21 protein-coding genes are annotated in these 26,001 nt (G+C 56.3%); 11 read left to right on the top strand and 10 right to left on the bottom strand.

Annotated features, from left to right (window positions below; translation table 11 throughout):
- Nucleotides 1-12 precede the first annotated feature (12 nt).
- From RUDLU_RS0119180 to RUDLU_RS0119165, 4 genes are all read left to right on the top strand, one after another.
- Nucleotides 13-2,313, top strand: a complete 2,301-nt coding sequence (locus RUDLU_RS0119180; protein WP_027303216.1) for a DUF4331 domain-containing protein — start codon at nucleotides 13-15, stop codon at nucleotides 2,311-2,313.
- 93 nt (nucleotides 2,314-2,406) lie between these two features.
- The gene (locus tag RUDLU_RS0119175; protein WP_157580292.1) at nucleotides 2,407-3,699 is read left to right on the top strand and encodes a tetratricopeptide repeat protein; all 1,293 of its coding nucleotides are present in this window, start codon (nucleotides 2,407-2,409) and stop codon (nucleotides 3,697-3,699) included.
- A gap of 123 nt (nucleotides 3,700-3,822) precedes the next feature.
- A complete protein-coding gene (locus RUDLU_RS0119170; protein ID WP_157580290.1) occupies nucleotides 3,823-4,230 on the top strand; it encodes a hypothetical protein in 408 nt (135 codons plus the stop codon).
- Nucleotides 4,231-4,280: 50 nt separating this feature from the next.
- Nucleotides 4,281-6,578, top strand: a complete 2,298-nt coding sequence (locus tag RUDLU_RS0119165) for a TonB-dependent receptor (protein WP_019990038.1) — start codon at nucleotides 4,281-4,283, stop codon at nucleotides 6,576-6,578.
- Nucleotides 6,579-6,893: 315 nt separating this feature from the next.
- Here RUDLU_RS0119165 and RUDLU_RS0119160 read toward each other — a convergent pair whose 3' ends face one another.
- Nucleotides 6,894-10,217 (bottom strand): glycosyl hydrolase, encoded by a 3,324-nt coding sequence (locus tag RUDLU_RS0119160; RefSeq protein WP_019990037.1) that lies wholly within the window; start codon nucleotides 10,215-10,217, stop codon nucleotides 6,894-6,896.
- 271 nt (nucleotides 10,218-10,488) lie between these two features.
- On the opposite strand from RUDLU_RS0119160, the gene RUDLU_RS0119155 reads away from it, so the two are divergent.
- Nucleotides 10,489-11,796 carry a Gfo/Idh/MocA family protein gene (locus RUDLU_RS0119155; protein ID WP_019990036.1) on the top strand — a complete coding sequence of 436 codons (1,308 nt, stop codon included), beginning with the start codon at nucleotides 10,489-10,491 and terminating at the stop codon, nucleotides 11,794-11,796.
- Between the two features lie 63 nt (nucleotides 11,797-11,859).
- Here the strand turns inward: RUDLU_RS0119155 and RUDLU_RS27775 are convergent, their stop codons facing one another.
- Both RUDLU_RS27775 and RUDLU_RS0119145 read right to left on the bottom strand, forming a co-directional pair.
- Nucleotides 11,860-12,852: a PI-PLC domain-containing protein gene (locus RUDLU_RS27775; RefSeq protein WP_019990035.1), complete on the bottom strand. Its 993-nt coding sequence runs from the start codon at nucleotides 12,850-12,852 to the stop codon at nucleotides 11,860-11,862.
- Nucleotides 12,852-13,562 carry an aspartyl/asparaginyl beta-hydroxylase domain-containing protein gene (locus RUDLU_RS0119145; RefSeq protein WP_019990034.1) on the bottom strand — a complete coding sequence of 237 codons (711 nt, stop codon included), beginning with the start codon at nucleotides 13,560-13,562 and terminating at the stop codon, nucleotides 12,852-12,854. Before RUDLU_RS0119145 ends, RUDLU_RS27775 begins: the two co-directional genes overlap by 1 nt.
- 26 nt (nucleotides 13,563-13,588) lie before the next feature.
- On the opposite strand from RUDLU_RS0119145, the gene cysC reads away from it, so the two are divergent.
- The 3 genes from cysC to RUDLU_RS0119130 all read left to right on the top strand — a co-directional run bounded on the left by cysC (nucleotide 13,589) and on the right by RUDLU_RS0119130 (nucleotide 15,739).
- Entirely contained in the window at nucleotides 13,589-14,116 is a 528-nt protein-coding gene (gene cysC / locus RUDLU_RS0119140) for an adenylyl-sulfate kinase (RefSeq protein WP_019990033.1), read from the top strand.
- A gap of 12 nt (nucleotides 14,117-14,128) precedes the next feature.
- Nucleotides 14,129-14,509, top strand: coding sequence for an iron chaperone (locus RUDLU_RS0119135; protein WP_019990032.1), 381 nt, complete (start codon nucleotides 14,129-14,131; stop codon nucleotides 14,507-14,509).
- Between the two features lie 90 nt (nucleotides 14,510-14,599).
- Nucleotides 14,600-15,739 (top strand): App1 family protein phosphatidate phosphatase, encoded by a 1,140-nt coding sequence (locus RUDLU_RS0119130; RefSeq protein ID WP_019990031.1) that lies wholly within the window; start codon nucleotides 14,600-14,602, stop codon nucleotides 15,737-15,739.
- 105 nt (nucleotides 15,740-15,844) lie between these two features.
- Here the strand turns inward: RUDLU_RS0119130 and RUDLU_RS0119125 are convergent, their stop codons facing one another.
- From RUDLU_RS0119125 to RUDLU_RS0119095, 7 genes are all read right to left on the bottom strand, one after another.
- Nucleotides 15,845-16,945: a hypothetical protein gene (locus RUDLU_RS0119125; protein WP_157580284.1), complete on the bottom strand. Its 1,101-nt coding sequence runs from the start codon at nucleotides 16,943-16,945 to the stop codon at nucleotides 15,845-15,847.
- Nucleotides 16,946-17,707, bottom strand: coding sequence for a hypothetical protein (locus tag RUDLU_RS0119120; protein ID WP_019990029.1), 762 nt, complete (start codon nucleotides 17,705-17,707; stop codon nucleotides 16,946-16,948).
- Nucleotides 17,679-18,236: an RNA polymerase sigma factor gene (locus RUDLU_RS0119115; RefSeq protein ID WP_019990028.1), complete on the bottom strand. Its 558-nt coding sequence runs from the start codon at nucleotides 18,234-18,236 to the stop codon at nucleotides 17,679-17,681. Before RUDLU_RS0119115 ends, RUDLU_RS0119120 begins: the two co-directional genes overlap by 29 nt.
- A 133-nt stretch (nucleotides 18,237-18,369) precedes the next feature.
- Nucleotides 18,370-18,933, bottom strand: coding sequence for a Uma2 family endonuclease (locus RUDLU_RS0119110; protein WP_083940606.1), 564 nt, complete (start codon nucleotides 18,931-18,933; stop codon nucleotides 18,370-18,372).
- A 40-nt stretch (nucleotides 18,934-18,973) separates the two neighbouring features.
- Nucleotides 18,974-20,812, bottom strand: a complete 1,839-nt coding sequence (glmS, locus tag RUDLU_RS0119105; RefSeq protein WP_019990026.1) for a glutamine--fructose-6-phosphate transaminase (isomerizing) — start codon at nucleotides 20,810-20,812, stop codon at nucleotides 18,974-18,976.
- A gap of 290 nt (nucleotides 20,813-21,102) precedes the next feature.
- Entirely contained in the window at nucleotides 21,103-22,533 is a 1,431-nt protein-coding gene (locus tag RUDLU_RS0119100) for a DUF4270 family protein (RefSeq protein ID WP_019990025.1), read from the bottom strand.
- Nucleotides 22,490-23,299 carry a glycogen/starch synthase gene (locus RUDLU_RS0119095; RefSeq protein WP_019990024.1) on the bottom strand — a complete coding sequence of 270 codons (810 nt, stop codon included), beginning with the start codon at nucleotides 23,297-23,299 and terminating at the stop codon, nucleotides 22,490-22,492. The genes RUDLU_RS0119100 and RUDLU_RS0119095 overlap by 44 nt, the downstream gene beginning before the upstream one ends.
- A gap of 194 nt (nucleotides 23,300-23,493) precedes the next feature.
- Between RUDLU_RS0119095 and panC the strand changes: the two genes are divergently transcribed.
- From panC to RUDLU_RS0119080, 3 genes are all read left to right on the top strand, one after another.
- On the top strand, nucleotides 23,494-24,336 hold the full coding sequence (gene panC / locus RUDLU_RS0119090) for a pantoate--beta-alanine ligase (RefSeq protein WP_027303215.1): 843 nt from the start codon (nucleotides 23,494-23,496) through the stop codon (nucleotides 24,334-24,336).
- 167 nt (nucleotides 24,337-24,503) lie between these two features.
- Nucleotides 24,504-24,935 (top strand): WapI family immunity protein, encoded by a 432-nt coding sequence (locus RUDLU_RS0119085; RefSeq protein WP_019990022.1) that lies wholly within the window; start codon nucleotides 24,504-24,506, stop codon nucleotides 24,933-24,935.
- Nucleotides 24,936-25,279: 344 nt separating this feature from the next.
- Nucleotides 25,280-25,888, top strand: a complete 609-nt coding sequence (locus RUDLU_RS0119080; protein WP_027303214.1) for a TetR/AcrR family transcriptional regulator — start codon at nucleotides 25,280-25,282, stop codon at nucleotides 25,886-25,888.
- The last annotated feature ends 113 nt before the right edge of the window (nucleotides 25,889-26,001 follow it).

Below are 26,001 nucleotides of genomic sequence, written 5' to 3'. Positions count from 1 at the left end.
ATCTGTACACACATGAAAAACAGATTATTTCTCTTGCTGGTGGCCGTACTTGCTTACTTGCCACTTAGCCAGGCCTTCGCGTCGAGTCACCGCGAAGCCCCTCTTATTTCGAATGACCCGCTGGCTGATAATACCGACGTTTACGCGTTCAAAAGCCCAACCAATGCGGAGCGCATTGTGCTTATTGCCAACTACATCCCGTTTGAAGACCCCAATGGCGGGCCAAACTGGTACACATTTGGCGAGAATATCCGGTACGAGATTCACGTAAAAAACAACGCCAGCACACCCGGCGACGACATTACGTACCGCTTCACCTTCACGAAGGTCAACGAAGATCCCACCACGTTTTTCAACATCCGGTTGGGTAAGCAAAACCAGAAGGTAACCTACACCTGCGAGCGCAGCATGGACGGTGGCCGTACGTTTCAGGTGATTGTAGCCGGTGGAACGGTGCCGCCTGCCAACATTGGCCCGCGGTCTATCGAAAACCCATCGGTAGGTCTGGGAGCAAATAGCTACAATGCCCTTGCTAACCAGTCGATCATGACAGCCTCAACCGGCGAGCGTGTATTCTGCGGTCCGGTCGATGATCCGTTCTTTGTAGACCTGGGCGGTGCGTTTGACGTGGGCGGTTTCCGGAAGCAGGGCCGCGACGCAGTTTCGCGCTACAACTGCCACACCATTGCGATTGAGGTACAGGTAGCCACGCTGCAAAAAGACCGCAAGTCGGTAGCACAGGCGAGCAACATCCTCGACCCCGATTATGTGATCGGTGTGTGGGCTTCGTCGAGCCGCCGGATGATTACAACCCTGTATCGGGGTGGTGACGTAGGTTCTGACGGTGGCTGGGTTCAGGTATCACGCCTGGGTATGCCACTGACCAACGAAGCCGTGATTCCGGTAGGCATGAAAGACCGCTGGAATGCTCTGACGCCTTACAACGGCAATGACCTCCAGTTTGCCAAGTACTTTACCAACCCCGAGCTGGCCCTCTACATGGACGACTCGAAGTTTGGGGCAGCCGTGCCGGGCCTGGCTCCGTTGCGGATTCAGTCGAAGTCATTGGGGGCTTTTGACTTCCGCAATGGCCAACCCGGTCTGTCGGGTCTGCGCAACAGCACGGCGGTAGCTGGTACAGCTTTGGCCGAGAACGCCTTCGGTCCGGTACTGCTGCCCGATGCGGCCAGCCCCCGCGCGGTCGACCTGCTGCCCATCTTCTACACGGGTGTACCTAACCTGCGTCCCTACCAGCTCGCAACCGGCAAAAACGGCAACCCACTCGCCAGTGGTAAGCCGTTCATCCACAACTTTCTGCCAACGCTGGGCGATATGCTCCGGCTCAACATGGCCGTACCCGCTACCCCACGCAACGATCCTAACTTTAGCTCGTTGGGTCTGGTGCAGGCAGCCGTGCTCGGTCTGACAAACCCGACGTACGCCAACCCGAATCTCCAGTTTATTCCGAACATGGACGGTTTCCCCAACGGACGCCGGCTGGAAGACGACGTAACTACTATCTCGCTGCAAGCCGTAGGTGGTGTAGTACTGGCCGCTATCGGTTTGTGGTACGACGACTTTACGCCGGGTGTGAGCCCAAGCCCCGTAACAGCTCAACTGGGTGGTGTACTGGGCTTCAACGCGGGTGTTACCAAAAACGACACCACGTTCAAAGCAGCGTTCCCATTCGTACAGGACCCCTGGCGCGGATTCCTCGGCAATCAGTACGTAGGCCCGAACTCGTTTGTACCGGCGGCTTCGCAGCCACTGGCCGCAACGGTGCTGGCGTATAACTGTGCTACGGGCGAGGTAACACTCGGCCGCACTGGTGGCGACCCCAACCGCGCGGTTGAGTTCCGCACGGTGGGTGCCGTAAACGGTGGCTACGGCCCCACCACCACGCGTGTACTGGAGCCGGGCGTACGTCTCGACCCCAACACCCGCAACATCTGGATCATGGTTCGGTACGTAGGCGACCCCATGTCGGAGGTAGCTTCTACGTTCGACTTCCGGGCTTTCTGCGCCGGTGCGCGGGGCCGTCTGGCCAACGAGGGCGACGCATCGCTCACCATGCGGGTTATGGGTAACCCCGTTACAACCGACGAGGTGATGATTGAGGTACAGGGCGCATCGGGCGAGCAACTGCGCTTGCAGGTGGTGAACAGCCGCGGTCAGATGACTCACCAGCAAGTGGTGGGTATGGCGGGCGCGGTAGAACACCGGACGGTACAAATCGGCAGCCAGCCGGGTGTGTACCTCATCCGGGCCGCTACCCCAACCAGTACCCAAACGATTCGCGTCGTTCGGCAATAACTGCCATCTAGACTGTATCCACTCACCAAACGTACTGCCGGTCGCCTTCGGGCGACCGGCAGATTATCATCCATAGTAAAACTCTGTTTCAGTATGATACGTAACGTATTACCCCGCAAATCCATAGCTACATTGCTGGTCGGCCTGTTTCTGCTGACTGGCTGCACCAAACAATCGGAGCAGACGACCTCGTCGGCCGGATCGTCAGAACTACCGTCGCTGTATCAGCGTGAGGGCGAATTAGCCAAAGCCGCCGAGTGGCCCAAAACGCAGCAGAAGGTTGAAGACCTGAAGCTCGAAATCGCCAAAAACCCCAACGATGTAAAGCCCCGGCTCAAGCTCGTGGTCATTTACCTGTCGGAGGCCCGCATTACCGGCGAGCACCCGTACTACTACCCAGCCATCCTGAAAATCCTCGACGGGGTGCTGACCATCGACCCTAAAAACTTTGAGGCTCTGGTGTTTCAGGCTTCGGTTAAAATGTCGCAGCATCAGTTTACGGTAGCCAAGGAGGTGGCCGAAAAAGCCCGGCAAATCAATCCCAACAATGCCTACGTGTACGGCATTCTGGTGGATGCGAATGTGGAACTGGGTAACTACGAAGAAGCCGTGAAGATGTCGGATCAGATGCAGGTGCTGAAGCCCTCGCTGGAGTCGTACTCACGGGCCTCGTACCTTCGTGAACTATACGGCGACTATCCGGGCTCTATCGAAGCCATGAAACTGGCGGTTCAGGCGGGCCTGCCCGGTTCAGAACCGCACTGCTGGAGCAAAAATACCCTCGGGCATCTGTACGAAACCACCGGCCAACTGGCTAAAGCCGAGCAGCAGTACGCCGAAATTCTGGTGTTGCGCCCCAGCTACGCCTTCGCGTTAGGCGGTCAGGCACGCATCCAGAAAGCCCGGAAAGAATACGATAAAGCCCTGGTTACGCTCGAAAAAGCAGCCGCGATCATGCCGGAGTTTTCATTCCACGAAGAAATGGCCGACATCTACGCCTTGCAGGGCGACAAGGCCAAAGCAGCCGCCAAGTACGCTGAGGTAGCCAAGATGCTGGAGGAAGACGCCCAGTCGGGTCATACCGTTGATCTGGAACTTTGCAAGCTGCACACCAAAGCCGGCAACCTCGACGAAGCCCTGTCGTACGGACAGAAAGAGCTGAGCAAGCGGCCCCAGAACATCGACGTGAACCACGCCCTGGCCGACATCTATTTTCTCAAGAACGACCCCAAAAAGGCGCAGGAGCACATGAAAATCGCGTTGCGTACGGGCAGCAAAGACCCCGAACTGCTGAAGCGCGCGGGCGAAATCCAACTGGCGCTGGGCAATGCCGGCGAAGGCAACAAGCTGATCGCAGCCGCCAAAAAGACCAACCCAGTACTCTAAGGAGGCTCTAACGGCTAATTTTGACTACTCGTAACTAACCCAAACCGGTTCGTCAGCCAACCAAAAACGCTAAACTAAAAACCAGAAACCAAAAACGTAAGCCCGTCAATGCGTAAACGAATCATGATAACGAGACCCTGGGTCGCTTTTATGCTCTTCCTCAACTACCTGCTGGTAGTGGGCGGAGGGTATATGAACGCGCCCGGTGAGCCCCGTTACGTGATCGATCAATTTGAGGAGCACAAGCTCCATTGCCCGCACTGCCATCATCTGGATATTGCTCCGTTTCTGGAGGAAATCAACGCCGAGCTGGCGGCCAATCAGGCAGAAGAAACCCGCAAGGCGTCGGAGCATCAGCTATCACTGCTCAAGATGATGGATGTACACTGTTTACCCAACGAGCTCATTGGACCGCTACCCGTCTCCACGTATTGGGAGAGAATCGTGGTGAATACGTACCGGTTGAAACGTTCGGAGGGCGTCTGCAACGCTATCTTCTCTCCCCCCTGGCAAGGAACTACTCTTTCCTGAGTATCTATCCCATCGCGTGCACCACTCGGTTGCACCTTTCCTTGCTTTGTATGAAATCCATTCTATCTATCCTCTGCTGCCTGTGCATCAGCCTGTCGGCCTATGCGCATTTGGGCAACCTGACCGGTACGGTCTTCGATCAAACCAATAACCGCCCGCTGCAAGGCGTCACCGTTCGGCTGACGGGCCTCAACCGGGCCACCATCACCAACGAAGCGGGTCAGTACCGATTCGATAACCTGGTCGCGTCGGCGTACAAACTCGAACTGTCGCACGTGGGGTTTGCAACCCAGGTAGTCGACGTGACGGTGCAAAACGACCAAACCACTACCCTGCGCACGGGTATGAACGTGGCTCCGGTAGCCCTGAGCGAAGTGGTCATTTCGTCGGGACGGCCCCACGATCAGCAACTCATCAGCAACCTCGACATTAAGCTCCGGCCCATTACCAACTCGCAGGAAGTACTGCGGCTGGTGCCGGGGCTGTTTATTGGCCAACACGCCGGGGGCGGCAAGGCCGAACAACTGTTTCTGCGCGGATTCGATCTGGACCACGGCACCGACATTGGTCTCACCGTCGATGGCATGCCTGTCAACATGGTGTCGCACGCACACGGACAGGGCTATGCCGACCTGCATTTTGTGATTCCCGAACTGATTGAGGGCGTCGATTTTAAGAAAGGGCCGTACCGGGCCGACAAAGGCAATTTTGTAACGGCGGGCTGGGCCGACTTCCGCACCCGCACCACCCTCGACCGCTCGTTTGTGAAGCTCGAAGGCGGTCAGTTCGATACATTTCGGGCGGTGGCCGGGGTCGATCTGCTCGGTAAAGCCCGGCGGTCGGGCACCAACAACAGCCGTCCTCAATCGGCGTATCTGGCCTCCGAGTATTCCTTTTCAAACGCTTACTTCGATACCCCGCAGCGGTTCAACCGGATTAACCTGATGGGCAAATACCACGGGCATATCGGGGCCGGCACCACCCTCACGCTGACCGGCTCGACGTTCTGGAGCCGCTGGAATCATTCGGGGCAGATACCCGACCGGGCCGTGGCTTCGGGGCAGATTGGCTTCTTCGGGGCCATCGACCCCACCGAGGGGGGCGAAACAAGCCGAACCAACCTCAACGCGCAGTTTCTGACCGTTACGCCCGGCAACAACGTAGTCAAAAACTCGTTTTTCTACAGCAATTACGGGTTTGAGCTGTACTCCAACTTCACGTTTTTTGCCCGCGACTCGGTCAATGGCGATCAGATCCGGCAGCGCGAACGCCGGAACCTGTTTGGCTACACAGGCAGCTACACTCACGAAACGTACCTCGGCAAAACCCGCCTGACTACCACCGTGGGTGCGCAGTACCGGCACGACCTCACGGGCGGGCGCGTACCCACCGAGCTGTCGTACACCCGCAACCGGACCGAGACCCTCCAACGGGTTCAATACGGCGACATCGACGAGCTGAATGCGGCCCTGTACGCCGATGAGCAGATTCAGTTTTCGGACCGGTTGACGCTCAACGCGGGCCTGCGGGTCGATTATTTCCGCAACATTTACACCGACCGCATCCCCCAACCCGCTACTGTGGGGCGCGCCCGGCAGGCCATTGTGTCGCCCAAGCTAAACCTGTACTACACCGCTAACCCACGCCTGCAACTGTACATCAACACAGGCAAGGGTTTTCACTCCAACGATACCCGTGTGGTGGTGCCGCAGGGTGGCCGCGAAATTCTGCCCGGAGCTTACGGCGCCGATGCGGGCGTTATTTTCAAGCCCGTTCCCCGGCTGTTGGTCAATGCGGCCGCGTGGTATCTGTGGCTCGATCAGGAGTTTGTGTACGTGGGCGACGAGGGTGTAGTGGAACCCGGTGGGCGGTCGCGTCGGCAGGGGGTCGATGTATCGGTGCGGTATCAGATTACCAACCGCACCAACGGAGCCAACTTCTACGCCGACTTCGACCTGAACACCGCCCGGCCCCGGGCCGTGGGCGTTGAGTCGGGGCAGAATTACCTGCCGTTGGCCCCGGTGTTCACGTCGATTGGGGGGTTGTCGTTGCAAACAGAATCGGGCTTTAGCGGCTCGCTGCGGTACCGGTACATGGCCGACCGCCCGGCCAACGAAGATTACTCGATTGTGGCCAAAGGCTATTTCGTAACCGACCTACAGGCCAACTACACCCGAAAGACCTACAGCCTCGGTCTTTCGGTGCAAAACCTGCTGAACACCCGCTGGAAAGAAACGCAGTTTGCCACCGAAAGCCGCCTGCAAAACGAAGCCACTCCCGTCAACGAAATTCATTTCACGCCCGGCACGCCCTTTTTCGCCCGGCTGAGCCTGACGCTGTTTTTTTAAGCGGCCGGGAGAACGGTAAAACTCGTTGGCAGTAAGTGAACGAAGCATACTTTTTCAAAACCTGTAAGGTCTTTGAGACCTTGCAGGTTTGGGTAGCTGTTGTCATTTAGATGAAGGGCCAACGTCTTTTGCCCCTTTAAGGCCAGAGCTACACGACTTCCACATGATTTGACAGACACCCACGAAAGCTTACACTAATTCTGCTCAATTACTCAAGCAGTGGAGCAGAATTAAACACAAGTATTTGAAATAAGGGCTGGTTTGTCCTTCCGACAGAAGGACAAACCAGCCCAAGTACCTCCCTCAAACCTCGCGTTATTTCAGCTTCACTACCGAAACCGGCCCCATCAGGCCCGAAGGCAGCAAGGGCGACTCGGCGCGGTAGAACGGCATAGTCGTGAACGTCACTTTCTGGGTAACACCCGGTTGCGCATCGCCCACCAGGCGATTCACCCAAAGGTTGGTCACCTTTACCTGCACCGAATTTTTACCCGGTTTCACGGCATCCGAAATATCGACCCGGAACGGTTTTTTCCAGACCACGCCCAGGTTTTTGCCGTTCACAATCACCTCGGCCATGTTTTTCACATCGCCCAGGTCCAGCACATAGCGCGCGGTGGCGTCGGCAGCAGCCAGCGCAAACGTGTTTTCGTAAGTGCCTGTCCCCGAAAAGTATTTGATACCCGCATCGGTATGGTCGGTCCAGGAAGTGAGCCGCGCAAACGTGGCCTGCGTCGGTGCACCACGGCCCGGCTGAAACTGCACGGTCCAAGGGGTTTCGATCCGGGCCACGGCCGTTTCGGTTTGGGCAGGGCGGGTGTAGGCAGGCGCGGTAGCTTTTTGCCGGAACACAATGAAGTAGGCATCCCACGGGTCGAAAGTCAGGGGCACCACCACGCGGCCGTTTTTGATCTGATACGACACCTTCTCGATTTTACCCGTTTGCGGATGCCACAACTCGGGCACACGGTCACCTACACGGAAGCTGAGGGTGGCCGCGTTGGGCGCGTCGCTGCGGCTAGATAGCCAGTAAATATCGCCCTCGGTGGTGTTGCGGTGTACAAACAAGACCTCGGCGCGGGCGTCGGACACCACCACATCGGGGGCCACGTTCAGCCCTTTGAGCACCTCCGCCAGAGGCCGCGTCGATACGTTCGGGTTGCGCCAGATCTCGTCGGCCAAAGCCGCAAACTGAGCCGGATTGTCGCTCAGGCTCGGTGAACGTTCGGGCCTGGCACCTACGAGTTTCATCCCTGACTTGACCAGTTCGCCCAGTTTCCGCAGCACCGGCAGGGTCATGTACCGGGCCGAGGGATCGAGCACCAGCACGCGGTATGTAAGGCCACTCGGCACTTTAATCTGACCGTTTTCTACGCGCAGGGCGTTCTGCACAACCGTAGCGTTGGCAAAATCGTACTCGTACCCAGCCGGTACAGGCGGCAACGCGTTGGCAAACAGCGAGGTGATGTTTTCGTTTTCGCCGTAGTAGTACAGCACATCGACCACCGGCTGCCCCTGTTGCAGTAGGTGGCAGCTCCGGCTCAGGTAATCGACCCAGGCTTTGGCGGGCTCGGCCCAGGTTTCGTGCCGGGTGAAGTACTGCCCAAACGGCCCGAGCGAGAAACCGGGCACCTTGTCGTCGAGCGGCTGATGCACAGAGGTGTGCACCACAAAGCGGTTCAGGCCCGAGGCCATCTCCATGTCGGCGGTGCGTTTGAGTTTTTCGGGATGAAACGAAAACGCGTTCCCCACCGACGTCATCGACTCGGCCGCGACCAGATTTTGCCCGTAAATATGCGCCACCGATGCCGACTCGCGGATGTCGGCCTTACTCCGAATTTCCTCGTCGTTGCCCCCCGCCAGACTACCCGGTGTCCACATGGCCGACATCGGAATATCGGCGTTGCGCTTCACGTCCATGCCATCGGCCAGGTAAATCCGTTTGTTTTCGTGCGATTCGGTGTAGCGTTTCAGGCCGCGCTTGTGCAGAGCCTCGCCAATCACGTCGTAATGATTATCGGCAATCATCTCGCCGATGGTTTTGCGAAAATCCCACAGAAACTGTTCGCTTGCTTCCGCGCTTTTCACCACCCGGCCCGTCAGCACGGGCAACCACGGCAGCATGGAGTACCCCCGTCGGCGGGCAAACTCCTCGGGCATAGCTTGGGTCCAGGTCATGTGCCCGGCCTCGTAGCTGTCGAGCACCATGTACTGTAGCCCCTGACTGCCCATCAGGCCGCCCGTGGCGTCTTTGTACATGTCGAGGTAGGTGTTGATATAGGTCGAAACGGCCGTTTTGTCCAGTTTATCCACTTCCAGGCCGGTGGCCTCGGGCGAGGCCGGGTGATTTTGCCGACCCGTGAGCGAGTACCCCAGTCGCAGCACCATCCAGTCGGCGGTACCGGCCGGGGGTGTCCAGTCGAGCGTACCGTCGGGCTGCATTTTTCCGGTCAGGTCAATCACACTTTCGGGCGCAACGGCATCGGCCGCAGCGGGTGTTTTTACCGTTTCTTCTTTCCAGGGATTAAAACCGGCTTTGTCTTCGGCCAGATGGACCCGGTCGGCCAAATGCAGCACCAGTTCGGCCACGTTGACCCCCTCAGGCTTGGGCGGTTCGGCTTTGCCCCCCATCATGGTTGCAAACGGATTAGGTGCGGGCGGCAGGGTTTTGAACGCCATGCGGAAATAGCGGGCCGTAGTGGGCGGAATACTGAGCGTGTTTAGGGGCACAATACTCCCCGGCACGGCCACCACATCGCGAAAATTGACGCCATCGTCGCTTACCTGAAACGTGCGGTTTTCTGGCCCGCCGTTGAACTCCTGCAAGGGCTTTTTGTTGGCACCGGCCACTGAAAACGCCTTTACCGTGCGCGGGGCATCAAACTCGTACTGAATCCACATGTCTTCACCTACGGCTTTGGGCGGCAGGTAGCTCGACCGGGCAATGTCCCCATCGGTGAGGTCGGCCACGGTAAAGGAGCCCCCGCTTGAGGTCACTTTCGGGTTGAAGTCCGTAAAAGGCTTGTCAGCATCGGGCAAGCGGTACGCAACCACAAGAGCATCCCGGTAAAACGTAGGTGGATTTTCGACCGGCGCACTGCCCAGCCCCGACTCCATGGGTGCCTGCCCAAACGGTCCCGTAACGGCCGGGGGTTGCGGCAGCTTACCCGCAAAACGCGCCCCCGCCCGAACGCGGGTTTCGGTCCAGACGTATTTTTTCATGCCGTCTTCGGGTTTCACCCAGGGGCCACCCGTCACGCTCCAGCCCGGCGACCCGGCAATGGCCATTTCGAGGTTTAGCTGCTGCGCCAGTTGGGTTGTGTGCCGGAAAGCCTCTTTCCACTCGGGCGTCATGAACACGAGTTTTTTGGGCACCACGAGCGGGGTAAACAGGCTCGCGTCGAAGTTCTGAAACCCACCGATTCCCACCCGGCTCATCCACTGAAGGTCTTTGGTGATGCCGTCTTTCGTGACATTGCCGTTCATCCAGTGCCACCACACACGGGGCCGGGCGGCATTGGGCGGGTTTTGAAAGCCGGTTTGCAGGCGTCCGCCCGGTTGCGCGTAGGCCGCCGGGCCAAGCAAGGTCAGGGCCAGCACAGCCGCGCGAGTCCACGTTTTGGTAGGGGTATTCATCATGAAGGGTTCGTTTTGCGCATTACGTCTTGATCGGTTAAGAGCGCGGGGCTTGTGTTTTCAGGAATATGTAACGCCCCCTAACGCTTATTCTAAATTAGATTCTCACGCCTGATTACTTACCTCTAATTACCTACTCGACCGGTACTCGAACCCGCCTTCTTTTACTTACTCTGGTCAGCGTGCGCATCAGTAGCCTACCGCGTCCGGCTCCTTTATCAGAGTGGTTTCAACTGCCAGTCTGGCATTCTTTTCCTGTCTTTTATCGCGCCCGATGAACCGTACCGATTTCCTCAAAACATCGGCTCTTGCCGGAGCCTCGCTCATCACCGACCCGCTGGAGGTTCGGGCATTTATCACCCCCAAAAAAGCACAGAAGTACCGCACGGCCGTAGTGGGCGCGGGCTGGTGGGGCGGCAACATCATGCGCTGTGCCGTGCAGGCTGGCGAGTCGAAAATTGTGGCGCTCTGCGATGTAGACACCCGGCAGCTCAAAAAAACAAGCGACGAACTGGCTAAACTCACCACCGACTCGCCCAAACTCTACAAGGATTACCGCGAGATGCTGGCCGCCGAGAAGCCCGAAATCGTGATTGTGGCTACCCCCGACCACTGGCACCCGCTGGTGGCGATTGCGGCCATGCAGGCCGGGGCGCACGTGTACGTCGAAAAACCCATCAGCCACACTATCAACGAGGGCAAGGCTATGGTCAGGGCCGCCCGCCAAACGGGGCGTATCTGTCAGGTAGGAACACACCGGCGCATTTCGCCCCACAACGTGTCGGGGATGGAGTTTCTGAAGTCGGGCAAGGTTGGTAAAATCGGGATGGCCCGGGCGTTTGTACACTACGGCGGTGGGCCGGGCAAGCCTACGGCCAATACCGAAGCTCCGCCCGAACTGGACTGGAATATGTGGTGCGGCCCGGCCCCGCTACGCGACTATAACCCGGCCATGCACCCGCGCGGCTGGCGTAACTTCCTCGACTATGCCAACGGCACCCTCGGCGACTGGGGCATTCACTGGCTCGATCAGATTTTGTGGTGGACTGAGGAAAAGCACCCGCGCAAGGTGTACTCCACCGGAGGCCGGTCTGTCAAACAGGACAGCACCGACGCGCCCGACCATCAGGTATCGACGTTTGAATTTGAGGATTTTACAGCCGTTTGGGAACACCGCACCTTTGGGGGTAACATGGCCGAAAAAACCCACCCGCAACAGGCCGTTGGGGTGTATTTCTACGGCACCGAGGGCACCTTCCACATGGGCTGGCTCGATGGCTGGACGTTTTACCCCGCCGACCCCAAAAAGCCGACCATCCATCAGGATGCGCAGCTCGATAAACCCGACGACCAGAACATCGCTTTGCTGTGGGCTAACTTTCTGCAAAGCATCAAAACAAACAAGCTGCCGGTCAGCGACATTGAAATCGGCCAACGGTCGACGAATATGGCCCTGCTGGGGATGCTCTCGCTCAAACTGGGCCGGAGTGTGTCGTGGGATGGCAACCAGATTGCGGGCGACGCCGAGGCCAACGCACTCCTGGGCCGGGCGTACCGGGGCGAATGGCAATACCCGGTATAGTCACTGTTATTCAAAAAAAGCCGCCGGGCCCAACGCGTTGTTGTGGGCCCGGCGGCTGTCGTTTTAGGGGGCGGTTATCCCGTTTGGCACCCCTGCCCGGTTTACCCGGCGGCTTTCGAGCTGTTCAAACAGGGCGCGTGGCCGTTCAAGGTACGGCGGGTCGGGGTCCGAAACGGCCTCTTCGCTAAACACCTGACCTCCGCGTTTGGCATGGTAGCGGCTGCGCACCTCAATGGCCTGCCAGCCTGCCGCGCCGATGGATAGGTTCAGGTGTTGCGCCAGGTCGCGCATGAGGGCCGTACCGTCGGGCTGATACGCCAGCAGAAACGCCCGCGGGTCGGTATCGGCAATGGTTCCGAACCGGGCGTAATAGTACGTCAGCACCTGCGCCATGTAGGCATCAAAGTTGAGCATTTGGACCTCATCGGGCTTTAACCCAAATAGATAGGGCGGCAACAAAGCCGGCACGGCGTGCATTCCCCGGTGTTTACGCTGCGAGGCAATCACGGCCTCGGGCGACCGGTACAGCAACACAATAGGGGTGGTTGGGAAAAACCGCCGAATCAGGTCGTAATAGTACGCATGCCAACTGTCGAGTTTCACAAACAGCCGTTTTTCGTGGCCGGTGCGTGGCTGTCCCACCAGCGTGAGTACCGCCCGAATATAGGTCTCCTGCTGGTCGGGAGTGAGCTGCGGATGGCGTTTCGGCAAGAACAACAGCTCGTCGAGCAAGGGCATCTCCGACAAAACAATGTTTGTCTGGTCGAGGCACAGCAGTTGCGAGAGCAACGTTGACCCACACCGCGAAACGTGGAAAATAAACGCCGTGGGTTCTACAGCGGCTAAACTTTGCGCCATCTCCACCAGGCTATCGAGCGTGCTCAGGGTTTGGTAGCGGCCCGAGTTTTGGGGCTCACTCAGGCACCGCCGGAGCGTTTCGTCGAAAAACGGAGCGTCGAACGGGTGCCCGCCCACCCACTGCCACCGGCAGTACAGTTCGGGCGAGTTAGGCACAAGCGCGGTCGGAATCCAGCCCCAAAGTGGGTGTTTCTCCATCACAACGCGGGTGAGTTTTGGGCCATTTCCTGCCGTAACTGAGCCACCAACTGACGGGCAATATCAGAATCCTGCCGCTCCAGCTCGGCAATCATGCGCCGTTTGGTGTCGAGTGAATAATCCCGTTGGCGGGCCTCGTAGTCAAAATCATAGCCCGCCTGCCCAAACCACGCATCCGTCCAGGCATTGCGCAGCCCGTCGATCACCAGGTGAATCCGGTCGACGGTACCGCCGTTGTGCACGCTATGGGGCAGGCTGAAGTTGGCGTACCAGCACTCGCCTACCTGCATGGGCAGATCGACGCCATCGACCCGAAACTGTACATCGGCCCCGGTCTGTAGCGGAATATGAATACGGAAACAGTCAAATTCGTAGCCCAGCTGCCGGTCGGTATGCTCCCGAATAGTACTACCCGGACCCAGCGACAGCAACCGCACAGTTTGCTGCTCGAAAGGCATTTGCTCCAGAATCTCACGGAAGTACGGGCAATGATCGAGCAACGGGGTATTCTGGTACTCCATTCGATCACCGTGCGCAAAAATGTCGGTTTCCCGACCCGAAGCCGACCGGAGGGACAGGCTGGTCCAGTTGCCGTTGTAATCGGCCTTATTGAAGTGCAGGGTCCAGTGGGCCTGTTGGCAGCTCGCCAGATCGGCCCGAAGCCGCTGGGGATCGAGCGGAAAAGAAAGTTTGAAAAAACGGTTATTCATCGGGGTAGAGGAAGTATTTTTCGGCAATGGTACTGATTCAATTGACCGGTTTATCGGGGGCGGGCAAAACAACGCTGGCCCAACGCGCCAAGGTCCAGTTAGAAAAACACGGCTATGCGGTGGAAGTGCTGGATGCCGATGTACTTCGGCAAAAGCTCTGGCCCGAACTTACTTACTCGGCCGCGCATCGGCAAGAAAATATTCGTCGGCTCGCGTATCTGGGACATCTTTTGTGCCGCCGGAACATTGTTGTTTTTCTGGCGGCCATCAACCCGTACGAGGCTACAAGAGCCGAGGTAGCCGCTCAGTACCCCGGCACCCAAACAGTGTATGTTTGCTGCGACCTCCCGACGCTCATTGAGCGCGACACCAAGGGCCTGTATGCCCGCGCCCTCCTGCCCGACAACCACCCCGACAAGCTCGCCAACCTGACCGGTGTAAACGACCCGTATGAGCCGCCCCTCCACCCCGACCTGGTGCTGTACACGGCTCAGCAAACCGAAGCGCAAAGCACAGAACAGTTGGTTGAGCACCTGCTTACGGTACTCCCCTAACCCCTTACGCCTATGCAAACAAAGACCGTTTTTGCCGACATCGACGCGTATATCGCCAGCTTCCCCGAACCAACGCAGCAGCTTCTTCAGAGCTTGCGCGAGACCATACAGCAGGCAGTCCCTGAAGCCACCGAAACCATCAGCTACCAGATGCCCACGTTTACGCTGCACGGGAATCTGGTGCATTTTGCGGCTTACAAAAACCACATCGGTTTTTACCCGGCCCCGAGCGGCATCAGCGCGTTTCAGGCCGAACTGTCGGCCTACAAACGGGCCAAAGGGTCGGTGCAGTTTCCGATTAGTCAACCCCTCCCCCTCAACCTGATCGCCCGGATTACGGCGTTTCGGGTAGCCGAAAACAGGCAACGGGCAGCCCTCCGGTCTAAACGGTAACCTCGCACGGGCAAAGACCGGTAGGCAGAATCCGGCAACCATTCGACCCCGTTCGGGTTATTCCCTCTACCCAACAACGTTTGTTTTTCAATGTCCTGGAAAGATACCTTAATCAACTCCGCACTGGGTGCCGAAGCCGCCTTTGACTCGTTAAAAGAGCGTCTGTTCCGACGTTTGGACCACGACAAACCCTACCAGATTATCTATTTTCGGGGGTTTGGCAGCGAAACGGCCGTGATGCTCAGCGGGCGCGTGCTGCGGCAACACGACCTGCCCACCCCCTCCGACAACAGCCGGTTCTGGGAAAACTTAGTCGCTACATACCAACGTTTCGAGAGCGACGAGGTGCCGGGTGTTCCGGTGCGGATTGAGGCTTTCGGCCAGAAATACACGACCGTTACCGACGAAGAAGGCTATTTCGAGCTGCTCATCAACCCACCCAACGAACTCCCCGCCGGGCGGGCCTGGTACCCCGTCAGCTACTACCTCGACGGTGTGACCCAACCCGACGGCCGGCCGGTTGAGAAACACGGCCACCTGATGATTTCGCCCCGGTTTAGTCAGTTTGGGGTGATTTCGGACATCGACGATACGGTGCTCGTAACCGGCGCTACCAGCATTCTGCAAACAGCCCGGCTTACGTTTCTGGGCAACGCTTACACGCGGCTGCCGTTTGGCGGAGTAGCCGCTTTTTACCGCGCTCTGCAAAGCGGCCCCGTCACCACGCTCTTCAACCCGATTTACTACGTGTCGAGCAGTCCCTGGAATCTGTACGATCTGCTGGTCGATTTTTTCCGCATTCAGGGCGTACCCAAGGGCCCGTTGCTCCTGCGCGACCTCGGCCTGAGCGCCAATCAGCTGGGTGCGAGCTCGCACCATGAGCATAAGCTGGCCATGATCGAAAAGGTGATGGCCGTGAATCCGCAATTGCCGTTTGTGCTCATTGGCGATAGCGGGCAACAAGACCCCGAAATTTACAGTCAGGTCGTGCGCGATAACCCCGGCCGGATTCGGGCGGTGTACATCCGCGACGTATCGGCACAGGACCGGCGCGACGAAGCCGTGCGCGAACTCATCCGCACCACCGAGGCCTACGACGTGCCCATGTTGCTCGTACCCGACACGGTGGCGGCCGCCGAACACGCAGCGTCGATTGGCCTTATTGACCCCGATACCATCCCCGAAATTCGGGCCGACCGACGCGCTGACGAGGGAAGTGACACTATGTAGTGTAACGCGAGTTATTAAAAATGGCTGATGCTTAGCTAAGCATCAGCCATTAACTATTTGTGATACAGCTACCTGTGATTGGCCTTACGCTTTATTCACGTTAACTTACAACCCAAAACCGATACGTACACCGGGGTACACCTGCTTGAAAAAGCCGTTCATATACAGCTCCGGCTCAATTCGGATCAGGCCTTTCTGGTACAGCGTGCCACTCAGCCGAATGGTGTTTGGCGCAAAATAATCTCCTTTGCGGTGTACCAGCATCCCGACCGACAGGCTCGTGCGAAGCCGGTCGAAGGCAGGGCCCCGGCCGTCGGCGGAGGGGCGGTAAAACGCGACACTGGCGGTCAGAAAATCGTTTCGCCCAATGAGCCCGCGCCCATCGGCCGGATTCTGAAAAAAGAAGTTCGACAAATAGCCAACCGAGTACCCAACTCCTTTAAATCGCGACGGCACAAACTGTACATCCAGTTTGAGCGAAGGCACCAATTGACTCCGAATCAGGCCCGCACCGAAGCTCGGCTGAAAACTGAGAAAAGGTGCTTTGGCCAGGCCAGGGCTCATAAAATGGGTACCGATGGAGTTGCCTTCGCGCCGGTAGCGCAGATCAAACGACATTTTGGAGTTGGTCAGGTCATGCCCTTTATACCCCCTGACAGCCTGCATGGCTTCCTGTACTTTTTGGTTAACCCCACCCTCGGCCAACAACCGGTCGAGGGTACTCAGGCTGTTGACCAGCACGTACAGGCTAAAGTCGTAGACCTTTTGCGGCTCCAGCGACCACACTACCTGTAGCGTATCCTGCCGCGATTTGACCAGTACAGGTTCCGACCGGCCCTCCAGAAATCGATAAGCACTGACCGGCTGCGAATGCTGCCGTACTTCGATTGTACGGGCGGTGCTCCCCAGCCGAAACAGCGTATGTATGGCCTGAACGGGGTTCTGCGTGGTGTCGGCTATTTTTCGGTAATCGGCCACAAACAGGCGTAGCACCGAGTCGATATTTTTTCGGGCTTCGAGCTGGGTAAAAATCTGAAACCCAATGACGAGCGCATTTTTCTGCCCCAGATCGACCTCAATGTGGCTTATGCCGTCGAAGCGACCTCGTTTGCCGGGACCTGCCAGGTGCGAGTCGATTGGTTGGGCCATAGTAGTCCCGGCTATGCCTAACAGGAGCATAGCGATTCGAAAGGTTGATCGTATCATTTATTGTGTTTGTTTTCGCTGTAAAGGCACTTGAAGTTGAGCCGGGGTCTCATCAGATGCCGCCGAGAGCGTATTGCCAGAGCCAAGCCGCACAAACCGCTCGGCGCGACCTCCACTTCCATTTCTAACCCAGTAGTTTCCTTCGTCGGTCAGCAGTTCGTTTTCGTGCACCACCCGAAACCGGCGTTTGGCGGGTACCGGGGCCGGGGCCAGTGTCCGTTCGGCTACCGATGGGATGGGGCTGGGGGATTCTGTCACATGGGCTACGTGCTCATCCGGTGTACTTGCAGGCAACGTCGGTGACACCACCGACCGGCTAACGGGCGTGTCAGGGTTCTTTTCCTCCGATACAGATCGGGTAGCGACGCGGTTACCACTCGATTGGATGCGTTCAGTCTCCCGTTGGCGGTGAGCTACGGTTTCGGGTTTATCTGGTTTGGGCGCCAGGGTTACGGGCGGTTGGGATGCGTTGCTTTGTTTCTGAGCCGGTAATCGCCCAGCCTCCACCTGCGCCGATTGGTCGTCCTGATCGTTGTACAGCCACATTCCGCCCAGAACCAAGCCTATACAGGCAGCCGCCAATGCCCACCATACCGGGGCGGGACGCTTTGGCTGGGTTACTGGCGCGGCCGTTAATTCGGGACGTAATTGCTCCCAAAGCCGCCCGGCATCAAACGTAGAGCCCGGCGGGGGGGCATCGGGCAGTTGATCGAGCACCTGCCGAATGCGTTGGTCAAGACGTTCGTCGGGATTCGTGTTCATACCCATTTGTGGTTAGCCAACTCTGTAATAAGGCCCGCGCCTTGCTTAGTTGCGACTTGGATGTGTTTTCAGAAATGCAAAGCTGTTCGGCAATTTCGCGATGCGAATACCCGTCGATGGCGTACAGGTTAAACACTGTTCGGTAGCCGGGCGGCAACTGCCGGATCAGGTCGTAGATTTGTTCGGCATCCAGGCCGGCATCGGGCAAGTCTGTGGGGGTCGCCGGGGGCTCGTCGGCTTCGGCTCCCGCAAACAACGGCAGCGACTGTCTGGCCCGCAGAAACTGTAAGGCCTCGTTGGTTACGACCCGCTTCATCCAGGCTTCCAGCCCTTTATCGTCGCGATACACAAACCCACTCAGGCTTCTGAATATTTTCAGGAACGCATTCATCAGCACCTCTTCGGCATCGGCCTCGTGCCGCACGTACCGCAACCCCACTCGAAACAACCGATTAGCGTACTGATCGTACAGCCGCCGTTGGGCGAAGCCGTTACCAAGCTGGCATTGTTCGATCAGTTGTTGGAGCATTGAGAAGTGTGTCGGGTTTGATGCGTTTCAATGACAGAAATGCAGCCATCAGCCGAAGGGTTGCCTGAGTGCGAAAAAAAAGGTCGGCCGGGGGCTCCCCGACCGACCTCGACAAAAGATCAACTGCGTCTTATCAGGCAAAAACCGTTGTTACATCTATGCTTAAGCCAGCCAGCACGCCGGACTCGACGGTGCCGCTCTCGGCCGCAAACGAAACCAGATCGAACCCGGCGGTTGTGCGCCCGTACACTTCGATACTCTGGTTACGCGGATCAACAATCCAGTATTCGGCCACACCTGTTCGCTCGTAGAGCTTGAACTTGGTGTTGCGATCCAGCTTGATAGACGAAGGCGAAATAATCTCTACCACCAGATCGGGCGCACCGAAGAAACCGTCCTCCTGCAAATTGGGTAGGTTGGCATCGAGCACCACAAACAAATCCGGCTGCACGTCGGTATTCGGCTCAGGGACGACTCCAAAGGGAGCGAAAATGACCTCTCCAAGCTTATTCAGGAGAACATGATTCCCCAATAACAAATGCAACTTAGCCAGTATACGCTGGTGCGTTACGGTAGGATGATTCTTAGCCACTATTTCGCCATCTATGAGTTCAAAGACGTTCGCTTTCTCCTCTTCGGCCGAAAACTCCATTGCCCGGAACTCATCATACGTCATCGGTCTGGTGATCGTCTCCATATCGCTGCTGTTTACGCCTTACCTGAGCAATTTACAAAATTTATTCCACCGTCACCGACTTGGCCAGGTTACGGGGCTGATCGACGTTGCGGCCGCGTAGCACGGCGATGTCGTAAGCCAGCAGCTGCAACGGAATCACCGATACGAGCGGCATCAGAATTTCGTGCACCTTCGGAATCTCAATCACAAAATCGACCATGCCGGGCAGGTTGGTGTCGCCCTCGGTCGTGATGGCGATAACGCGGCCTTTGCGGGCCTTTACCTCCTGAATATTCGACACCACTTTCTCGTACGAGCTGTCCTGCGTTGCATTGACCACCACCGGCATATCCTCGTCGATGAGGGCAATGGGGCCGTGTTTCATCTCGGCGGCCGGGTAGCCTTCGGCGTGGATGTAGCTGATTTCTTTCAGTTTCAGGGCTCCTTCGAGCGCCACGGGGAAGTTGAGACCCCGGCCCAGATAAATGAAATTGCGGGCGTACGTAAAAATACGGGCAATCTCTTTCACTTTGTCGGCGGCCTGCAACACCCGCTCCACCTTGGCCGGGATGCTTTCCAGCTCAGCCAGCAACTGCCGAAACAACGAGTCGGAAAGGGTGCCTTTGCGCTGAGCCGCGGCTAAGGCCATCAGCGTCAGTACGGTTACCTGCGCCGTAAAGGCTTTGGTGCTCGCCACCCCGATTTCGGGACCGGCGTGCGTGTAAGCCCCCGCGTGGGTAGCCCGGGCGATCGACGAGCCCACGACGTTGCAAACCCCGAAAATGGTTGCTCCTTTCGACTTCGCCAGCTCGATGGCCGCCAACGTATCGGCTGTTTCGCCCGATTGCGAAATCGCAATCACAATATCGCCTTCTTTGATAATCGGGTTGCGGTACCGAAACTCCGACGCGTACTCCACCTCGACCGGAATCCGGGCCAACTCCTCAAAAATATACTCGGCTACCAGCCCCGCGTGCCACGAGGTGCCACAACCGACAATCACAATCCGCTTCGACTTGGCCAGTTTGTCCATGTAATCGCGGAGGCCACCCAACTGCAGGGTTCCTTCGTCGGCGTTGACGCGCCCGCGCATGGAGTCGGCAATCGAACGTGGCTGTTCAAAGATTTCCTTGAGCATGAAGTGGTCGAAGCCGCCTTTTTCAATCGCTTCCAGCTCCAGCTCTACCTTTTGCACATAGGGCGTTTTTTCGGCATTTTCGAGCGTCACGATTTTCAGCTCGCCTTCGCGCACTACGGCAATTTCGTAATCGTCGAGGTACACCACATCTTTAGTGTATTCGATAATAGGCGAGGCATCCGACGCGAAGAAAAACTCGTTTTCGCCCACCCCGATCACCAGCGGGCTCCCTTTGCGGGCGGCTACCAGTTGCGTGGGGTTATCTTCTGAAATCACCACAATGGCATACGCCCCCACAACCTCCTGCAACGCCAGCCGAACGGCCTCTTCAAGCGATGAACCGGTATTCTCCTGAATGTCTTCGATAAACTGAATGAGCACTTCGGTATCCGTCTCCGACCGAAACTCGCGCCCTTTGGCCAGCAGGCTTTTCTTGATAGCCGCGTAGTTTTCGATAATGCCGTTGTGGATAATGGCCAGCTTGCGGTGAAACGAGTAATGCGGGTGTGCGTTGGCATCGTTGGGTTCGCCGTGGGTAGCCCAACGCGTGTGGCCCATCCCGATGGTGGCGTGCAACTCCTTACCAACGAGCTCGCCTTCCAGATCGGTTACTTTTCCTTTTTTCTTATACACCTTCAGGCCGTTTCCGTTGAGCAGGGCAATACCTGCGCTGTCGTACCCGCGATATTCGAGTCGTTTGAGGCCCTTCAGGACCAGGGGAGCCGCTTCGCGGTGTCCCACATATGCCACAATTCCGCACATGGTTTTAAAAAATGTTTTTGGTTTTTCGCTTTTAAGCCTCCGGCTCTCTCACAACCAGCTTATAACAAGCAAGTTGGGCAAAATGAACTGCCTCCTGAATCGGGAATTAAAAACAATGCACTACTTAAGTTGGGCTAATCGGTCGTCTTTAACGGCCGTTCGGGGTGTAAAATAACGAGTTTCGGCGGTCTAAACCGACCCGATCATGATAACCCGATCATGTTTAAGAAAATAAAAAGCCCCGGCTGGTCTGTTTCGGAGGCCAGTCGGGGCAAACTATGCACTCGTACTTAGTTTGACGACGTAAAGAACAACACCAGCTTCGCGCTTGCCTTCCCATCCAGCAACATGCGCTGAACGCGGTCGTTCAGGTAGATCTGCTGACGTGACGGTTGTAAGAGCCCCTGCGTAGTCACCGGCCCGATGTCGCTGCTGATGGGTGTCAGCAGATACAGCCCGTTGTTGGGTCGCTTACCCGCCAGAATAGCCTGTATGTAGCCCGTCATGTTGATTGTGTAATCACGCGTACGGCTGTTGTATGCTACCACCTGCGGGCTGTAAAACGAAGATTCGGTTGTGTTGACAGCCACACCAGGGAAAACCGGCACCAATTGCACCACCCGGTTAGGCGACGAGCGGGCAATCTGGAACCCGTTGGCCTCGGCCAGAGCAATGTACGGTGGCAAACCGCCCCCCGGAAACGTACCATCGGGTTGGGTCGGTGTAATCACCAGATCGGCCCGGTTGATACCTACGCGCCGGTTTTCTTCAATCGACAACAGGCTCGGGAAGGTCAGGCGAGTGGTAACACCCGTCATAGGCTGTACGAACGTCCGGCCGTTGGTGGCCGACGACGGCAGAGCCTGCCCTGCCCGGAGACTCGCCAACGGCGTACCCGCCCGGTCGACGGTCAGGTTGGTAAACCGGTTGCCCGACAGGAAAAACCCGTACGAACTCGCCGTTGTGTCGCCCTGTACGTGGTAGTACACCGCAATGTATGAGAAACGGGATAACTGAAGCAGTGAAGCCCGGTCGGTGGAAGTTACTACAGCAAGGCCCTTCTTGTTCAGAGCCAGAAACTTGGTTGCATCGCTCCCCTCGGCGGTATTGGCTAACTTGATCAGATCTTGCCCAATGGCGTCGGGCAGGCGGGCAATTAGGGCCGTATCGCCGGTTGTGGTACGCGGCCGGGGCCGTACCGTAAACCGGGCAAGCGGCTGCGTCTCATAGCCAATTCGGTTCCGAATATCGTAATTGGCCGTGCCAATATCTTCGGTGAGCCGATGCACACTCAGTTGCTGCGGCACCAACGTATCGCCGTAGAAATAGGAGAAGCCGCTTTCGCGCTGCAACGACATCACCAGCCGGGTAGAGTCGTACACGATTTGCGCGGTCGGCACTACCTTTTTGTCTTTGTCGACTACCGTAAAGGCCGTACTCAGCTCCAGCCGGGCAAACGAAGCCGCCTGCCCTTTACCGAAAATCGGGTCGGTATAGCGGCCGGTAAGCAACCCGCTCAGCCCGTTGCTCTGCACCGAATCGAGCAGAACCGTGGAGCGTTCCACCGAGAAGGTATCGCTGAAAAAAACGCCCACCGGAGTAGTGGGCGCCAATCCAATTTCACTGGGTTCCTGGCAAGCCAGCAGGCTCAGGGTGGCCCCAGCCAGCAGCGTGGCTTTACCCAGCCAGTTGCGTGTAGAGGTTGAAGTACCGGTCGGCAAAATCTTCGTCTTCGTTAGAACCGAATTTGTAGTCGGGGATGTCATTAAGAATGGCGTTCAAACTTTCACTTACTTCTTCTTCGGCTTTCACCACGGCGTCGGCATAAGCCACACCAACCCGGATAAATCCTTCGTAATCGCCCGTGTTCAGCGCCGACAGCATTTCGTCGTCAATGTCGAGCATTTTTGCTTTTTCAATCAGTTCCCCGCTGCTGAACTGATGGTCAAATGCATTGTTGTAGATTGTAAAAACCGACTTCGAGTCCTTAAACATCGGGTCGTTTTTGTACGTCGTTTTGAGGTAAAGCGGAATCAGGGCGGTCATCCAGTCGTTGCAATGCACAATATCCGGCGACCAGCCAAGTTTTTTCACCGTTTCCAGCGCTCCCTTACAGAAGAAAATAGCGCGCTCGTCGTTGTCATCGTAGAACCGGTTTTCCTTATCGTGGAAAACGTACTTCCGCTGGAAATAGTCTTCGTTATCGATAAAATAAACCTGCAACTTGGCATTCGGAATCGACGCCACCTTGATAATCAGGGGCTTTTCTTCGTCACCGACCGAGATATTGATTCCCGACAACCGCACCACCTCATGCAGCCGGTTCTTGCGCTCGTTGATCAGACCAAAACGCGGTACCAGAATCCGAATCTCCATGCCGCGCTCTTGCATGACCTGTGGCAACTTACGAACAAAATCAGCTACTTCGGTGGTTTTTAAGAAGGGGTTTATCTCACTGGCAACGTACAGAATGCGAAGTTTGCTCATAAAAAGACGGGCGCTAAATGACAGTTTGCAAATAGAAAATCTGCAAAATTATACAATTTTTTTGCGTATTTCAATCATAAACTCCTAAATAATTACCATTTTAACGCGTTTAAACGACTTCGTCTTTCGCCCTATTCAACTTAGCCCGTACTTTGTCGTCATCACGGAGCCCTGCTCCTTTCCCGATTGCCTCTATGCAACGTATTGACACTGTACACGCGCTTCGGCAGCAAATTCGTCTCGTACATACTCCCGGTCTGACCCTGGGCTTCGTACCCACCATGGGTGCCTTGCACGAAGGCCACCTCGATTTGGTCCGGCGCGCCCGGCAGGAATGCGATCTGGTCGTCGCCAGCGTGTTTGTGAATCCGGTTCAGTTTAATAACCCCGACGATCTGGCGCGCTACCCGCGCACACTGGAACAAGACGCCGAAATGCTCCAAAGCGTTGGAACGGATATATTATTTTTTCCCTCGGCCGACGAAATGTACCCCGAAGCTCCGCAACTCCGCCTGAATTTTGGCGAGCTCGAAACGGTGATGGAGGGGGCTTTCCGGCCCGGCCACTTCAACGGCGTGGGCATTGTAGTAGCCAAACTATTTAATCTGGTTCAGCCCGACCGGGCCTATTTTGGGCAGAAAGACCTGCAACAGATTGCCGTTGTACGGCGGCTTATTCGCGATCTGAGCTTCCCGGTTGAACTTATTCGCTGCGACACCGTCCGGGAAGCCGACGGGCTCGCTATGTCGTCGCGCAATCGAAACCTCACGCCCAACGAACGGCTACAAGCCCCCATTATTCATCAGGCTCTGACCCTTGCGCATGATCTGATGCTCGAAGGTCAGAGCCCCAATCAGGCCAAAGCAGCCGTCACGGGCTTGTTTTCACAACAGCCACATTTCCGGCTTGAGTATGTAGAGGTTGCCAATGCTGATACGCTACAACCTGTATCGGAGATGCAGGCACCCGGCCAAACGGCTATTTGCCTGGCGGCTCATCTGGGCAAAGTGCGCCTGATTGATAATCTGGTTTTCTAAGAGTATTCCGGGGCAGCCTGCGCACAGCCATAGTGTAGGGGGTACTGGGCATCTGGTATCCCTGTGAACGCTCATACCCGTGAGCTGCCCTGTTTTTTTAATGCGTGCGCTTCAAAACTACAAACAGAGTAAATAGGTTATCTATTTATACTCAATATCTATAGGTTATGAAGCTTGTTTCACCATTGTATTCATTCGAACTGTCTATTCTGGGCTACGGCCAAAACAACACGAACTGGCGAGACCGGAATAATCTCCGCTGTGAAATTGCCACGTTCTGGAAAAAGCAGGGCGACCGTCAGTCGGCACCGTTGCAGACATACGATCTGTCGCGGCTGTTAGTGAGTTTGGAACAATTACGGTTAAAACGCACCGCTCATGTGACCTGTACCTTGTCTGATCAGGATCTAAGTGTCGACATTTATGCCCTAACAGGCAATAAATACAAATTTCAAATTCAGCTTAACCGTAGCCTAACCCCCAACTGGCATCCGTACCCTGACTTCCCGCTTGAGATGGATATGGTTTTGAACGAAACTCAGTTTAATGACCTCATCAGCGATTTGAGCAATCAACTGGCAGTATATCCGGAAAGGTAAATCTTACCTTTTTATCTAAATTGACGGACGTAACTAAATCTATAAAGTTGCGTCTGTTTTACATTTTAGTAACCACTTATTCGAAAAGTAGACCAAGAGCAGTGCTCCGTCCAAAAACTAGTCTTAATAAGTCATTTGTTTTACTAAAAAAAAACGTTACCACTTGGTAACATTACTTTTAATTTCCATTTTTGTGTCGATGGTCGTGATACAATTGGTTACTACCAGTATTTAGGTAAACATGTTACTTAAAGCATAATCTGGATACTGCCCATTTGCATTCTTAATAACCACCAAAACAGTCAGGTAATCTTATGAAAGTAGTTAAAAGAAGGAACCGTGCGATGACTATGGAACGCATCTTGCGGGCCACTGGCGAGGTCATCGCCGAACGCGGCACTGAAAAAGCCGGGATTAACGCCGTAGCCGAAAAGGCTCAGGTTAACAAAGTACTGATATACCGGTATTTTGGCGGCTGGAACGGACTGGTCGAAGCCTACGTACAGCGGGGCTTTTTCCTGTCGATGTTCAACGAAAAGTATCTGGAATCGGTACCGGAGAATGTTCCGGCAGCCGAGCGCAGCAAAGTATGGTCGGAGTATGCGATCAACCTGATGCGTGAGTTCCGGAGCCGTAAGTCATCGCAGGACCTGGTCCGCTGGGAAATGTCGAACGGTGAAACCGAGCTCGCCAAGCGTATAGCAACCTTCCGTGACAACTCGTACGAGAAACTCATTAAAAAGTTGGCCCCCTTCCCTGAGTATGATCCAAACGCGATCACGGCCCTTTTACTATCAGGCATCACCTACCTTACCCTTATCAGCAACCAACGCGACAAGATTATGGACATCGATTTGACCTCGCAAGACGGCTGGGATCGGATCGAGAAGGCTATCCGCCGGGTGTATTCAAGCCTTAACACGGCCATGGAACTGGCCAAGGAAGCAAAGTAAAAACAAACGATTGCACCTTCGAGACCAACGTTGGCTTGCAATCAGCTCCGAATTAGTTACTGATCCAATGATACATGTATAAAAGCCTGCCCGGTTTGTCGGGCAGGCTTTTT

Source organism: Rudanella lutea DSM 19387, assembly GCF_000383955.1.
Lineage (GTDB): Bacteria > Bacteroidota > Bacteroidia > Cytophagales > Spirosomataceae > Rudanella > Rudanella lutea.
Note: the sequence above shows the minus strand (reverse complement) of the source record. Positions and strands in the feature narration are given on the sequence as shown.